Raw genomic sequence first — 13,143 nt, 5'->3', positions numbered from 1 at the left:
GTACACGCCTGACCTCGCTCCTGACTTGCGACAAAGAGCGGGAACATCGAGTGCCAGGCTGAGTCGGTCCGCACCTGGGCCGGATCTTGATGAGTGGTACGTGGTGCTAGCGAGTGGGCCGCGATACCACATGGCACAGGTTGTAGAGACCGTCCGTGGGCGTCCAGGTCAGTCCAAGGTGAGCGCGTAATGCCAGGTCAGGGGCTTTTGGTCCAGAGGAGTCGACGCAGTCGGTGATAGGCGTGTGAGAGCGGCGTGCGACGAGAAGCGCCGCGGGTGCGGCCTGGCGGGGCTTCCGCACGGGTGGGTCCCCCACGCCGGTGCGGGCGCCGTTGCACTCGGTTGTCCTCTTGGGAGCCACCCGAAGCAAGAACGCAGCGACGGCACGCGTTATACGACCCGATGCGCAACACACGACTCGGGGACTTGGTGCGATCAACCAGGACTCTCTCCTTTGCTAGCGCAAAGTTCAGCGTCTCCTGATGCGGCTCACGAGGTCAGCCTGAAGTCGTCCTGCACAGGCCGGCTCTCGCCACGGCAGGCTCAGGGGCAGCAGCGGTTGACCACCCTGTTCTCCGGCTCCTCCGCAGCGGTTCGGGCGTCCCAGTTGCTGTCGGCGGGCGGCCGATGCGGCGACGGTGACCTGGTCGATCGGGGCCTGGGCAGACGGTTCCCGGGAGCGGTGCAGGAACGCCTGCCTGAGCAGCCGACCCGCCGCACGAAGACACACCCCGGTGCGAAATACTGCCCCGATGAGTTCACGCACTTCGCCGATCGGCCAGCCGATCACGATACGGAGGGCCGTTGCGCGGGATGCCAAACGGCTCACGCGGCTCGTGCGTGGCTCAGGCGCCTACGAGGGTAAGTACGCGGCCGCAGTCGCGGGCTACCGGGTCGGTCCTGATTACATCGAGGCCCACCGCGCCTTTGTGGCCGTCGGCGCTGACGAGCATGAAGGCCGCGTGCTCGGATTTTACTCGCTCGTGCTCGTGCCACCGGAGCTTGACCTGCTGTTCGTCGCCGACGAAGTGCAAGGACGGGGTATTGGACGGCTGCTCGTGGCGCACATGCAGTCCGAGGCCCGTGCCGCCGGGCTCGACCGTCTCAAGGTCGTGTCGCATCTTCCCGCCGAGGACTTCTACCACCGCGTTGGTGCGGTGCGGACCGGGACCGTGTTTGCCAACCCGCCCGCCGTGCCGTGGGACCGTCCCGAATTCGAGTTTCGCATTCCTCCGGAATGACGCGGTGTGCCGGTTGGCGGGGCACCGGCTTCGCCTGCATGGTGGCCGGCATGCAGGAGCCGCTGGACGCCGCGCGCTCCGTGTGTGCCGTCGCCTCAATGACCCTCGATCCGGCCAAGAGAAACGGTTGGGGCCGGGCCGCCGGCGACGTTCTTCGCGGAGGGCGTCGATAAACCGGAGTAACGCCAGGGTGCCGTGCGCCTCGCAGACGACCGTTCGCACGATTCGCTACTCAGTATGTGTACCCGCGCTGTAGGGCTGCAGCGCATCCGAGGCGGCGGGCAGCCGGGCCGCCGCCCAGGGGTAGGCCGCCCATCCCTGATCGAGGACTGACCTACGACTACGACGAGGAGGGCCCGGACCACCGCAAGGTCTTCCGCGCCACCGTCCGCACCGGAACAGGTTGCACGGCGGAAGGCACCGGCCAGTCCAAGAAGGCGGCGCGGGCGGCGGCGGCACGAGCACTGCTCGACGCATACCCAAAGGTGGCTGCGGCGGCGGGCGCCGAGCGGAAGGCGACACCCGCGAACCTGCCTACCGCGTCGCCGCTGCCCTACGCGCAGCCGGGCAACCGACATCGGGATGTCGTGAGTGACCTGGCGGCGATGTTCGAGCTTGGGCATCGCGCGGACGGGCTCCTCGCCCAAGCCCTCACCCATGCCTCCTGGGTCCACGAGAACCAGGCGGTGGCGACCGCCGCCCGCCAGCGCGACAACCACCTCCTCGCCCACCACGGCTCGCACGTGGTGAACCACCTCGCCGCTCACGTCCGCGTCCGCCAGGCCCTCGCGCACGGCCTCACCCCCGACGAGGACGAGGCACGCATCCTCACCACCTCTGACGATGACACCGCCCGGCTCGGTGCGACCCTCCAGCTCGCCGAAGGGCTGCTGACGAGCCGCGGTGAGAGCGGACAGAGCCGCACAGCGGTGTCGGACGCCACCCAGGCGGTCGTCGCCACAGCCTGGCGCATCCACGGGCCTCGGCTGCTCAGGCGCCGGCCCGCCGTCCTCGACGACTGGCTCTCCGCCTTGGAACACCAGCACGACCCGGTGACCATCCTCGCCACCATGGCCACCACATACGGGATCGACCACGATTACACGTACGACGTCTCGGGGCCGGACCACCTGAAGAGCTTCACCGCCACGATCAGGCTGCGGGACGCTCGAGGCCGTGTGCACCGGTGGACCGAGCGTCTGCCCGGAACCCCCGGGAAGCCGGAGGCGAAGAGGGCGACCGCCGAGGCCGTCCTCGACATCCTCGCCACCCCCGTCAACGGTGCCGTCAACGATCTCCCCGCCCCGGAACGGGACCTGCTCGTCTTCCTCCTGCGCGCCCAACTCGATGGCCTCGGCCAGCCGACGGAAAGGCAGCGCGCCCGCATGCTCGCCCGCGGCGACCTCGGCACCGACCTCCTCACCACCGGCGACACCGAGGCGCTTCTTGCCTGGGCAGAACGCATCCGCCAGCTGCTCGGGCCGGACGGCACAGCCGTACCGGACGCCCTGCGCGAGCTGTACCCGAAGGTCCTCGACGACACCCGACTCGGGCCTGGATCGCTCCTACGCCGTATGGCTGCCGAACCTGGATCAGACGTCGCGAGCGTGGTTCGGCGAAACGCGGCGGACGCCGTACGGCGAGCGCTGAGCAGCGGGCCGAAGGCCGCCTTCGTTCGCGTCGTCGTGCAGGACTGGTGGCGCGATCAGGCCCCGGCCACCGGCGTCACGGTCCGCGACGACATGCGTCAGGAGATCTTCCGCCCGCTCCCCATCCACCTCGGCGCGCTGGACGAGACCCTGAAGTGGGGCGGCGAAGCCGCCGAGGCGGCCGATACCCGCATCGACGTCGAGCTGACGGTTCAGGACGGCACGCTGCACCTCTGGCTCGGCCTCGACAAGGTGGACGTCCGGGCGGCTTGCGACGATTTCGCCCGCCTGCTGTCGCACACCCTTCCGTACACCGACTGCCTGGTCGCTGACGACCATGTACTGCTGCGCCTGCACGGCGATCTCGAGACAGATCCACTTCATCCCTTGGCCGCCGCAGGCATGGACGCCTACGCCTCCGGGCCGAAGGACCGGCGACGGCTCATTGAGCAAGTCGCCGACGGACCTGCGGAAGCACAGGACAAGCAGCCGTATTCGTGAGCCCGCAACCCGAGCCGGGCCACGTTCTTCGCTCCGCTTCAGCGTGGCAAGGGTGTGACAGGAATGGCGCTGCAGAGCCCCCGCTGGCTCTGGAAGGAAACGGCTACCCCTGGGCGCTCACCGAAGGCCCGGCCGACGCCGGGACGGCGAAAAACTTGGTATGCGGAGCCGACGGGACCAGGTAACGTCTTGCTCATGTTCTTCCAGACGCCGATTTACGAGTGAGAGCGTGATGGGCCCCTGCTGACGTCCTTCGACTTCGCCGTGCCCGTCCCCCCCACCGATGAATCCGTAGATCACTTCACAACATTCCGGGAGAACCCGTGAGCAAGAACATCAACAACCCCGTGGGCATGGGCGGCGGCCAGCGCAAGAAGCTGTCCCGCGCCGAACGGCAGAACAACGGTCCGCACCGCAACCTCGACCGCCAGGGTGCCGCCGACCAGAAGGCGGAGCTGGTGCGCAAGATGCGCGAGAAGACAGCCGCAGCCGAGGGCGTCGGGCAGACGGGCGACAACACCGTACAGAGCTGACGCACCGCCACCGCAGGGCGGCACCGCACGGGGCAAGGCCCGAACCGCGACACGTGGTCCGGGCCCTGTTGCCGTACCAGGCGCGGCCTGCCCCGCTCAGCTCTCGGCCGAGCACCCGCGTCTCAGCCGACCAACCGGGGCAGCCGCAGATTCAGCAGCCCCGTCATGTCACCACCCCGAGCTGCACCCGCAGCGTCACCACCAGCGCGTTCCATGTGCCCAGCCCGGGCGACACACCGCCTCGCTGAGTTGGCCAGCGTCGACGCGCCTCAGCGGGCCCTTCGAGTCTGAGTCGGGTGCAGTAAGCCGTCTAGAGAGGTTCGAGTGCCTCCGGCGGCAGGCCCGGTGGGCGGATGGTCGAAATCGGGTTCAGTGCATGAACTTCACCATGTCGCTGACCTGCGAAAATCACATCCCAAAGTGCGAGTGGCCCGATACGCCGAGTTGGTGCAGCCCGGTGCCGCTCATTCGCTTTCGTCGTTGGTGACGGTCTCGAAAATGGTGTCGGCACAGGCATCGTCACGGCTGATCGTCAGCGGAGCGCTGGATGCGGTCGGGCCTGACTGTCAGTGGTGCCACATACCCTGAATGAGCACCTCAGTCGGCTACTTGTCGACGGGCCGTGTCCAGCAAGGAGGGTGGGGCGATGGCTGATCGAAAGACTGTTACGCGCCAGACGTTCATCGGTGAGAAGGGCATCGCCCTGATCGAGCGACGCTGCCTGGAGATGGGCCACCTCTTCCATCCCCGGCGCGTCGATCACGGCATCGACGGACACATCGATCTAGTCGACCCCGACAGCCGTGCCGTGCTGAACCTGACCCTGCTGGTCCAGAGCAAAGCGCGGGACCGGCGCTTCTCTGGCGAGACGGACGACGACTTCCACTATCTCTGCGACCAGCGCGATCTTGATCACTGGCTGTCCTGTAACTCGCCGGTAATCCTGGTCTTTTCCCACCCCGGGAGCGATGAGGCGTGGTGGGTGGAGGTCAAAGGCGGCGTTCCCGGACGCGGTCAGCCGTGCTACCCGCCGCGTGGACATCGACAAGCACACCCAGCGCTTCGACCGGGACGCCGCGCAGGCACTGCTGCGCTTGGCGATGCCGCGGACGACGGGCCTGTACCTGCGGCCCGCGCCGATCACCGAAGTGCTGACCACGAACCTGCTGCCCGTCATCGAGATGCCGCCGACCGTGCATCTGGCCCCGACGGCCTTCACTGACTACCGCGCGGCCGGTGGCGCACTGGAGACGCAGGGCCGGCGTGAGTCCGGCTGGATCCTGCGGGACAACCTGGTCCTGTCGTTCCACGACCTGCGGGACTCGCCTCTGCGGGTGCTCTGTGACGGAGATCCCGAGCGGCACGAGACCAGAGAGTGGGCGGACAGCAACGACCTCGACACCCAGCACCGCTTCGCTGACCTGCTCTCCCGGACCGTTCAGGGCTCCTATCCGGAACTGCGGTGGCATAAGGACCGCAAGCACATGCACTTTCGCGCGACCTCGCACCTGGGACCCCGCAAGGCGGGCAAGGGACCCGGATCACGCGGCCGGACCGTGTTCGGTCCGCACACCTCGAAGTCCGACCCACAGCGCGTCGGCTACTACCACCACGCCGCACTGCGCACGAGATTCCGGCGCCTGGACGGTGTCTGGTACTGCCGGCTGGAACCGGACTACTGCTTCACCACCGACGGGTACACCGAATACCCTTTCGCCGACCGGCTCCTGGCGGGGATCAAACGTCTCGACCGGCATCCGGCGGTCCGAGGCTGGACCCGCATGTGGGCCAACTACCTGCGCCAGGACGCCGGCTTGTTCACGGAGGCACGGCCCGTCCGGTTCGGCGAGCTGGCCACCATGACGGTCGAGCGCGGTATCGACGACCTGTTGTGGGGGCCGGCGCCGTCCGGGGCCGCACCCGAGGACGGCCAGGACCCGTCCGCCGGAGGCCAGGAAGGTCTGGACGCTGTACTGGCTGTCGCGGATGCGGACACCCAGGATCTTCTCAGCCTGCTCCAGGACGGCGAGAGCGACGAGGGCGTTCCTCGGCGAAGAAGCCCTGGAAGCAAAGCCAGGTCTGCAGGGCTGCGGACGCCCCATCAGGGACGGGCGAGCGGTGCGAGGCGAGGTCGATGATCAGCTCGGTGATCCTTGACGAACCAGAACTGGAATTCGGCGGAGCGGCCCGGCACATCGATCCACGGTTCGGGATCACGAACTACGGTCCCGCCGATCTCGGCGCGGCCGACGTGCCCAGGGCGATCCGCGTCGGCCTGGTCGGTCCTGCGGACCAACTCGACGGGCTGCGCCGATGGCTGGAGCGCTGCCGGGAACCCATCCCGGCCAAGGACGAGAAGTTCCCGCATCTCTTCCCGGAATTCCCCGGCTGCGACACCGACCGCGGTCTGCACACCACCCTTGTCTTCAGCGACCGCAACACGCGGGCGATCAGCGGCCGCGACCTGCGCGCCATCGAGACCGCCGGCCAGCCGGCAGCCCTGACCAAGGCCGTGAGCATCTACGCGGAAGAGATCAGGACCCTGGCTGACGATAACCGTGTCGACGTCCTCCTGGTCGCCAGACCCGAGCAGCTCATCGACACCGCCAGCCGATCAGCCCGCGGCCCGAAGGAGGCCGACGAGCTTCCAGCCCGGGACACGCTCGACGAGCCGCCACCGGCCCAGTTCGCCAACTTCCACGACCTTGCGGTGGGAAGGGATGCGTATTGCGGTAGTCGAACTGGGCGAGCAACCCGAGCATGTCGCAGCCAGTGCACCGTAGCCACTGCGGGAAGACCCGGGACGGGACGCCGAGGTCGTTGCCCTCGGCGGACCGGCTGTGCTTCTTCGGCTGCGCCAACGAGGCCCCCGAGCAGCGTGATTGAGACGTCAGACATCTCGATCAACAGCCCGGGGGCCTCGCTCGTCCGGGACGCGTAGTTCAGGGTGATGTGACGGTGCGCGGTGCTGACTCCCGTGCTGGTTTGGTGCTGACCAAAAGCCCACGTCATCATCCGTCTTCACCTGTCCCGTGCTGACTCGGTGCTGACTCCGCTCCGTTGAACTCGGGCATCTGGGATTGATCGGCTCAGGGTCGTTGCGTGGTAGGCGACTGGGCTGAGGGGCTGAGTGAACCGTGCCGACTTCGGCGGTCTACAGCGGGGTGAAACGCGGCGGCCTCCCGGAACGCTTACGGTCCTCAAGGGCCGGAAGACCGCCGGTGGCGAACCGGCCCCGCCATGCGCGTACCGTGTCCACGTGCAGGCCCGTCTCGCCGGCGATCCGCGCGTTGGAGCGTCCACGTGCCGTACGCAGTACAAGGTCCGCGTCGCGCATCCGGGCCTGGTGGGGAGCCGCCGCGACCGTACTGCGGGCTGGAACAGGTCCGGCGGCGCGGATGCTCGGGTTACTTACCGCTGCCTTCGGCGAGGGTGTGTGCGACAAGCGCGTTGGCGTGGCCGTGGCCGAGTCCATGCCCGGTCTTGAGCCAGGTGACGAGTTCCATGTGCTTGGTCAGGGGCGAGGAGCGGATGAGGTCCTTCCAGTCGGCGATCGGGCGGCCGTACTTCTTCTCGATCGAAGGGAAGTAGCTGGCGGGGCCCTTTACCGGTCCGGTCATTGCGGTGTCCTGTCTCTCTGTAGTGATCTTGATTGTTGTCTTGGTTGCGCCCGCGATTCATGGGCGGGCGCTGCTACTTCTGTGCTGCGGGGAGGGTCGTCATCAGCCGGGCGGTGACGGCCGTGAGCCACAGGAGGCCGAGTCCGGCTCCGGCGGTGAAGGCCAGCACGGTGGTGGAGGAGGCGGCGAATCCGGCGAGGATCCCCAGCGGTACCAGGCGTGAGCTCACGGCCCATCCGCGCTGCCGGTGCGTGGCGAAGTGTCGGGCCAGGACGAGGAACGCCGCGGACAACGCGAGGAAGCCCACCATGGCGCTGAGCATGTGGACGGCGCCGTGCCAGCTCAGGGAGGCGGCGGGAGCCTGGGGGGCACCGGCGGGGAAGCCCGCCCCCGGGTCCGCAGTGAACACCGCGGCGAGGGCGAACGAGACGCCGAACACACGGATGAGGCGCGGCGCCCAGGTGCCGGCAGGTGCGCCGTCCAGTGCGCGGCGGATCCCGGCCGCACCTGCGGCGGCCAGCATGCCGGTCAACAGAAAGCTGGTCACCTGGATCCAGCCGAGATCGCCCAGGCTGAGCTGACTGATCGCGTTGCGGGTGAAGTCGAAGCCGTCGCGGGTGAGCCCCTGGACGGCACCGAGGCCCAGGAACAGCGGACCTGCCGTGACGCCGCCCGCCAGCAGAACCCGCGTCGTCGGCCATGCCGACGCGGAGCGGGCCGTGACCGGGACGCCGATGTTCTGGGTCATGCGATTCCCCCATGTGTAGAACTAGACGGTGTGGTACTCAGCGGAGCCGGGCGCTAGATTAGTCACCTAAGAACTGGACTGTCCAGTACTGAAAGGTGGGCGATGGAAGCGAGCGAGCAAGGCCGGTCCGCACGCAAGCACAGGGCGATCCTGGACGCCGCGACCCAGGCGTTCATGGCCAAGGGGTACTCGGGGGCCAGCATGGACGACATCGCGAAGCAGGCCGCAGTCTCCAAGCAGACCGTCTACAAGCACTTCGCGGACAAGGAGCAGCTGTTCGCCGAGATCGTCATGGCCACGACCGACCAGGTCGACGCCATGGTCGACCTGGTGGCCGACATCCCGGCCGACGCCGAGGCGCTCGAGGAGAACCTGACCCACCTGGCCCGCCAGTTCCTGGCCGCCCTCACTCAGCCCCAGGTCCTCCAGCTGCGGCGCCTGATCATCGCCAACGCCGACACTTTCCCCGAACTCGGCGCCACTTGGTACGAGCAGGGCTTCGAACGCGTCCTCGCCACCCTGGCAGCCACCTTCCAACGCCTCGCCGACCACGGTCTCCTCCGCGTTGCCGACGCGCATCTGGCCGCCAACCACTTCGCCGGCCTGCTCCTTTGGATCCCCGTGAACAAGGCCATGTTCCACGGCAGCCCCCAGTACACGCAGAGCGAACTCGAGCACTATGCGGACGCCGGCGTCCGGGCCTTCACCGCTGCCTACAGCTGACCCCAGCGACCCGCACCAAGTCGCCTCCCGGCACGCCGGTCAGACGCTGAACCAGTTCTCCCGGTTCTTCGCGAACTGAGCTGGAACCCAAACCGTGGGGCAGGTCAAGGTGTCACCCAACCCTGCAGCAGTCCCGATGGTCGGCGAATACCTCGAAGCCTGCGCGTCCTTGACGACCGGCACGCACAACAGTGCAACGGCCGCGATGAACGGACGCCCGAACGCCGCCAAATACGCGTGGCTGCTGAAAGGCGGAAGAGTCCTGGCTGGTCGGCACCCGGGACGCCCTGAAGGCGGACGGCCTCACCTACACGTCGATCACGTCCGCCCTCTCGGAGGCCCTGGTGATGCCTGCCGTCGACGGATCGGTGGCTGTCCGTGCCGTGGAGCGAGCAGCGGACGCTCGCGGACACACCGTCTGACCCGGAGACGAGCGAGGCTACCGTTCTCTACACCTTCTCGGGTGGGGACGCTCCCGTGCTGCGCGGCAGGATGAACGCCGGGCAGTACGAACAGCACCTGGCGAAGGACGACGACGCCTCGGTTCGGTGACCTACGGCTGAACACGGAGACCAAGCAGAGACGGCCGACGGAAAGGCTTACGTGAGCGCACACAACACCAACCGTCTGAACCAGCGCCTCGACGTCTGCGTCAACAGTCAGAGGAGCACATGGGCGGTCATCGTCCACGTCAAGCCGGGGTGGTGCTGATGGTCGGAATTCCTGAACGTAGATGGGTCGTGGCGGCGGTCCTGGCCCTGTGCCTCGGATCGGCCGGCGCCGCCTGGTGGCTGCTCCGCGAGCCCGCCCCCTACGCACTGCGGGACGCGCCCGCTGTGAACGTGACGGTCCGGCCCGTGGAGTCCCGCTACCCCGAGGCGGAGGAGGTCGCCCGTGAGGTCGAACCGCTCGTCAAGGTGTACGTCCAGCGCCTTCAAGCCGGTGACGTCTCGGACCTCGCCCGTATCGGAGCGCCGTGGTACACCGGCAAGGAGGGGGCGGCACAGAGCCTGATCTCCAGGTACGGCACGCACGCCGACGAGCCGGTCGAAGCAGTCGTAGCGGACCCCGTCGCACCGGGTCTGGCCACCGTCGAACTTCGCTTCGGCGGCGGGCAGCGACAGATGGTGGATCTCACCCGGAACGACGATGTGTGGTGGCTGGCACTGGGGAACGGTGATCCTGTGAAGCCGTAAGCATCTGCCTCCCACGCGTGAGTGCGACCGCTGCCCACAACTGTTCTTGTGGGCAGCGGTCGCTGCATTCCCTCGATGCGCGGAGTGAGCCGGCGTTCCCGGACAGCCGAGGATCACCACCCGTATGCGTTCAAAGCCGGGCAGCCGACGACCGTGACGTCGTCGTGCAGGGCGGGACGCTCCGGCTTGCGGCAGGAGGCCACTGACGAGGTCCCGGCCGCGTCAGCCGCCGAGTCGCTCCGCGATGTCCACGAGATGCCTTCCCTGGTAGTCGGCCGCGGTCAGTGTGGCCTCGTCGGGGCCGCTCGTGCCACCGCTCGGCCAGCTGGTGCCGTAGGGATTTCCGCCCGCCGCGTAGATGAGCGGGTCCGTGTACCCGGGCGGCACGATGACACAGCCCCAGTGGTAGAAGACGTTGTTCAGCGACAGCAGCGTCGACTCCTGCCCGCCGTGTCGGTTCATGGACGAGGTGAAGCTCGTGGCCGGCTTGCTGTTGAAGACCCCGGCCTGCCACAGGCGGCCGGTCCTGTCGATGAACTCCTTCAGCTGGGCCGAGGTGTTGCCGAAGCGGGTCGGCGTGCCGAACGCGTAGGCGTTCGCCCACTCGAGGTCCTCCGTGGTCGCCACCTGTACGGAGTCCTTGGTTGCGTCGACATGCGCACGCCAGGCCGGATTGCCGTCGATCGCGGTGTCGGGCGCAAGCTCGGCGACCCGTCGAAGCCGCACCTCCGCCTGCCTGTCGGCGGCGCCCTTCGCCACGGCCTCGGCGAGCCGGTGGACGTTTCCGGTGGCGCTGTAGTAGATCACTGCGACACGCACACTCACAGTTCGCTCCCGTTCCTGGTAGTGACCAGAAAGCACGGTACGGGTGCTATGTGCGTATCGCTGATATTTGGGTGTGCTGCGCGCGGCCCCGCGGCCTTCGGCCGCGGGGCCGCGTCTGTCCTGTCGCGGTCAGGCGGAACTCACCGCACAGGCCCCGCGGTCGGCCCTCATCGGGCCTTCGGCGGAGGGCCGGATGTCGAAGTCGAATATGGCGCTGGGCACGTACAGCGAGCAGCAGGCGTTGGGGATGTCGACGATGCCGCTGATGCGTCCCTCGATCGGCGCCGAGCCGATGAGCAGGTAGGCCTGCTCGCCGCTGTAGCCGAACTTCTTGAAGTACTCGACGGCGTTGAGGCAGGCCCTGCGGTAGGCCAGCGTCGCGTCGAGGTAGTAGTTCGTGTCGGTGTCGTGGTCGACGGAGATCCCGATGAAGGTGAGGAACTCCGTGTAGCGCGGCTCGACGTTGCCGGGCACGAACACCGGGTTGGTCGAGATGCCGTACGTCTCCATGCCGCCCTTGATCAGGTCGACGTGGAAGTCGATGAAGCCGCCCATCTCGATGGCCCCACAGAACGTGATCTCCCCGTCGCCCTGGCTGAAGTGCAGGTCGCCTCCGGAGAGCTTGGCGTCTTTGACCTGCACGGGGTAGAAGACCCGCGAACCTCGTGTGAAGTTCTTGATGTCGTGATTGCCGCCGTTCTCGCGGGCCGGCACCGTGCGCGCGCCCTCCGCGGCTATGCGCGCGGCGAGGTCTCCGGTGGCCGTTCCGGCGAGTGCGTTGGTGCTGTCCGGCGGTACGGCCAGGGGCGGAACCCGGTTCGGGTCGGTGTCGATCAGTGCCTTCTCGCGGGCGTTCCAGCTGGCGAGCATTTCGGCCGACGGTGCCGTTCCGAACAGCCCGGGGTGGGTGATTCCGGTGAAGCGGATCCCCGGCAGGTGACGGGAGACCGCCTGCTGTCCGTGGAAGTTCCATACCGCCTTGTAGGCGTCCGGGAAGTAGTCGGTCAGGAAGCCGCCGCCGTTGGCCTTGGCGAAGATGCCGGTGTAGCCCCAGTTCTGGCCGGCCGCGTCGCCGGTCTGCTGCGGTACGGGGCCGAGGTCGAGGATGTCGACGACGAGCAGGTCGCCGGGTTCGGCGCCCTCCACGCCTATCGGCCCGCTGAGCATGTGGGGGATGGTCAGGTCGATGTCGCGCACGTCGTTGGCGGAGTCGTTGTCGCCTATCTGGCAGTCGGTCCAGTCGCGACACTCCATTCGGAACTCGGCGCCCGGCTTCACCATGGCGGCGACGGGGACGTCCGGGTGCCACCTGTTGTGTCCCGGGGTGTCCTGATCGCGCATCGACTTGGTCTGGTCCACGCTGAAAACAACGTCGGGCATGACAGCTTCTCTTTTCTGATCAGGTCAGGACGGGGATGCGGCCGACGCGGCGGCCCGAGCCGCCTCCCGCGACTTCCTGGTGAGTGGCCACAGTGCTGCGAACACCACGACGCCGAAGACACCGAGGGCGATCGCGATCTCCGTGGGGTGCTTCCAGTAGCCGGACAGCAGCAGCGCGGCGGGGATGACACCGGTGACCCAGCCCTCGATCGCCGTCACCCAGCCGACATAGGAGTTGAGCTCCGTCTTCTTGAGGCCGAGGACCACGAAGAACAGGGCCCACAGGAAAGCCCAGTACAGCCAGATCACACCGAACGGGTAGTCCTTGAACAGGTGGAAATTGACGAACGAATACCCCAGGGCCACGATCGCCACGAACAGCGAGTAGTAGCCGACGCCGATGTTGTCGATGCCGGCGAGCAGGACAATTCCCACATAGAGGTAGGTGAATCCGAACAGATAAATTCCGGATGCCGCGAGAATTTCGTCCTGGGCGCCGTTTGCCGTGAAGATGAGATAGGTCGGTGTCAGCACCTGCAGTGCACCCACGAACAGGTTGAACACCCCGGCGGATTTGGCGTCGACCTTCCCCAGCAGCAAGAGCCCGTTCATGAAGAGCACTGCGCCGACGAAGAGCAGTCCCACGTTGGCCACGGGACGCACCTCCTAAGTCCGCGTGCGGGAAGGAGTTGTCGAAACCCGCACGAGACGTCCTGCCACGTCCACC

14 protein-coding genes and 2 pseudogenes are annotated in these 13,143 nt (G+C 67.5%); 10 read left to right on the top strand and 6 right to left on the bottom strand.

Annotation, left to right across the window (positions count from 1 at the left end; all coding sequences use genetic code 11):
* Positions 1-752 precede the first annotated feature (752 nt).
* The 7 genes and pseudogenes from ACWCPM_RS15485 (at position 753) to ACWCPM_RS15455 (ending at position 6,865) form a co-directional block, all read left to right on the top strand.
* Positions 753-1,241, top strand: a complete 489-nt coding sequence (locus ACWCPM_RS15485) for a GNAT family N-acetyltransferase (protein ID WP_450976675.1) — start codon at positions 753-755, stop codon at positions 1,239-1,241.
* Positions 1,242-1,480: 239 nt separating this feature from the next.
* A pseudogene (locus tag ACWCPM_RS15480) lies at positions 1,481-1,699 on the top strand (putative dsRNA-binding protein); the annotation flags it as partial.
* A 147-nt stretch (positions 1,700-1,846) separates the two neighbouring features.
* The gene (locus ACWCPM_RS15475) at positions 1,847-3,391 is read left to right on the top strand and encodes a hypothetical protein (protein ID WP_450976787.1); all 1,545 of its coding nucleotides are present in this window, start codon (positions 1,847-1,849) and stop codon (positions 3,389-3,391) included.
* A 323-nt stretch (positions 3,392-3,714) separates the two neighbouring features.
* Positions 3,715-3,924 (top strand): DUF6243 family protein, encoded by a 210-nt coding sequence (locus tag ACWCPM_RS15470; RefSeq protein ID WP_450976674.1) that lies wholly within the window; start codon positions 3,715-3,717, stop codon positions 3,922-3,924.
* A gap of 646 nt (positions 3,925-4,570) precedes the next feature.
* Positions 4,571-4,861: pseudogene (locus ACWCPM_RS15465) on the top strand (DUF4365 domain-containing protein); the annotation flags it as partial.
* A gap of 97 nt (positions 4,862-4,958) precedes the next feature.
* Entirely contained in the window at positions 4,959-6,062 is a 1,104-nt protein-coding gene (locus ACWCPM_RS15460; RefSeq protein WP_450976673.1) for a hypothetical protein, read from the top strand.
* Complete coding sequence (locus tag ACWCPM_RS15455) at positions 6,059-6,865, top strand: hypothetical protein (RefSeq protein WP_450976672.1); 807 nt, start codon at positions 6,059-6,061, stop codon at positions 6,863-6,865. Before ACWCPM_RS15460 ends, ACWCPM_RS15455 begins: the two co-directional genes overlap by 4 nt.
* Before the next feature lie 213 nt (positions 6,866-7,078).
* On the opposite strand, the gene ACWCPM_RS15450 is transcribed toward ACWCPM_RS15455, so the two are convergent.
* The 3 genes from ACWCPM_RS15450 to ACWCPM_RS15440 form a co-directional block, all read right to left on the bottom strand.
* The gene (locus ACWCPM_RS15450) at positions 7,079-7,261 is read right to left on the bottom strand and encodes a helix-turn-helix domain-containing protein (protein ID WP_450976671.1); all 183 of its coding nucleotides are present in this window, start codon (positions 7,259-7,261) and stop codon (positions 7,079-7,081) included.
* A 70-nt stretch (positions 7,262-7,331) separates the two neighbouring features.
* Complete coding sequence (locus ACWCPM_RS15445; protein ID WP_450976670.1) at positions 7,332-7,544, bottom strand: DUF4287 domain-containing protein; 213 nt, start codon at positions 7,542-7,544, stop codon at positions 7,332-7,334.
* A gap of 73 nt (positions 7,545-7,617) precedes the next feature.
* Complete coding sequence (locus tag ACWCPM_RS15440) at positions 7,618-8,292, bottom strand: DUF998 domain-containing protein (protein WP_450976669.1); 675 nt, start codon at positions 8,290-8,292, stop codon at positions 7,618-7,620.
* 102 nt (positions 8,293-8,394) lie between these two features.
* Between ACWCPM_RS15440 and ACWCPM_RS15435 the strand changes: the two genes are divergently transcribed.
* From ACWCPM_RS15435 to ACWCPM_RS15425, 3 genes are all read left to right on the top strand, one after another.
* The gene (locus tag ACWCPM_RS15435; protein WP_450976668.1) at positions 8,395-9,015 is read left to right on the top strand and encodes a TetR/AcrR family transcriptional regulator; all 621 of its coding nucleotides are present in this window, start codon (positions 8,395-8,397) and stop codon (positions 9,013-9,015) included.
* A 378-nt stretch (positions 9,016-9,393) separates the two neighbouring features.
* On the top strand, positions 9,394-9,567 hold the full coding sequence (locus tag ACWCPM_RS15430; protein ID WP_450976667.1) for a hypothetical protein: 174 nt from the start codon (positions 9,394-9,396) through the stop codon (positions 9,565-9,567).
* 158 nt (positions 9,568-9,725) lie between these two features.
* On the top strand, positions 9,726-10,211 hold the full coding sequence (locus ACWCPM_RS15425; protein ID WP_450976666.1) for a hypothetical protein: 486 nt from the start codon (positions 9,726-9,728) through the stop codon (positions 10,209-10,211).
* 222 nt (positions 10,212-10,433) lie between these two features.
* Here ACWCPM_RS15425 and wrbA read toward each other — a convergent pair whose 3' ends face one another.
* The 3 genes from wrbA to ACWCPM_RS15410 form a co-directional block, all read right to left on the bottom strand.
* The gene (gene wrbA / locus ACWCPM_RS15420) at positions 10,434-11,036 is read right to left on the bottom strand and encodes an NAD(P)H:quinone oxidoreductase (protein ID WP_450976665.1); all 603 of its coding nucleotides are present in this window, start codon (positions 11,034-11,036) and stop codon (positions 10,434-10,436) included.
* Positions 11,037-11,165: 129 nt separating this feature from the next.
* Positions 11,166-12,416: a formamidase gene (fmdA, locus tag ACWCPM_RS15415; protein WP_450976664.1), complete on the bottom strand. Its 1,251-nt coding sequence runs from the start codon at positions 12,414-12,416 to the stop codon at positions 11,166-11,168.
* A 24-nt stretch (positions 12,417-12,440) separates the two neighbouring features.
* Complete coding sequence (locus ACWCPM_RS15410) at positions 12,441-13,070, bottom strand: AmiS/UreI family transporter (protein WP_450976663.1); 630 nt, start codon at positions 13,068-13,070, stop codon at positions 12,441-12,443.
* Positions 13,071-13,143 lie beyond the last annotated feature (73 nt).

The sequence above is a fragment of the Streptomyces sp. NPDC002309 genome (assembly GCF_053593375.1).
Note: the sequence above shows the minus strand (reverse complement) of the source record. Positions and strands in the feature narration are given on the sequence as shown.

Bases quoted from the DNA above. Each gene is read 5' to 3' on its own strand.
- ACWCPM_RS15485 (WP_450976675.1), top strand. From the start codon at position 753: ATGAGTTCACGCACTTCGCCGATCGGCCAGCCGATCACGATACGGAGG.
- ACWCPM_RS15475 (WP_450976787.1), top strand. From the start codon at position 1,847: ATGTTCGAGCTTGGGCATCGCGCGGACGGGCTCCTCGCCCAAGCCCTC.
- ACWCPM_RS15455 (WP_450976672.1), top strand. From the start codon at position 6,059: ATGATCAGCTCGGTGATCCTTGACGAACCAGAACTGGAATTCGGCGGA.
- ACWCPM_RS15450 (WP_450976671.1), bottom strand. From the start codon at position 7,261: ATGCGCGACGCGGACCTTGTACTGCGTACGGCACGTGGACGCTCCAAC.
- ACWCPM_RS15445 (WP_450976670.1), bottom strand. From the start codon at position 7,544: ATGACCGGACCGGTAAAGGGCCCCGCCAGCTACTTCCCTTCGATCGAG.
- ACWCPM_RS15440 (WP_450976669.1), bottom strand. From the start codon at position 8,292: ATGACCCAGAACATCGGCGTCCCGGTCACGGCCCGCTCCGCGTCGGCA.
- ACWCPM_RS15435 (WP_450976668.1), top strand. From the start codon at position 8,395: ATGGAAGCGAGCGAGCAAGGCCGGTCCGCACGCAAGCACAGGGCGATC.
- ACWCPM_RS15425 (WP_450976666.1), top strand. From the start codon at position 9,726: ATGGTCGGAATTCCTGAACGTAGATGGGTCGTGGCGGCGGTCCTGGCC.
- fmdA (WP_450976664.1), bottom strand. From the start codon at position 12,416: ATGCCCGACGTTGTTTTCAGCGTGGACCAGACCAAGTCGATGCGCGAT.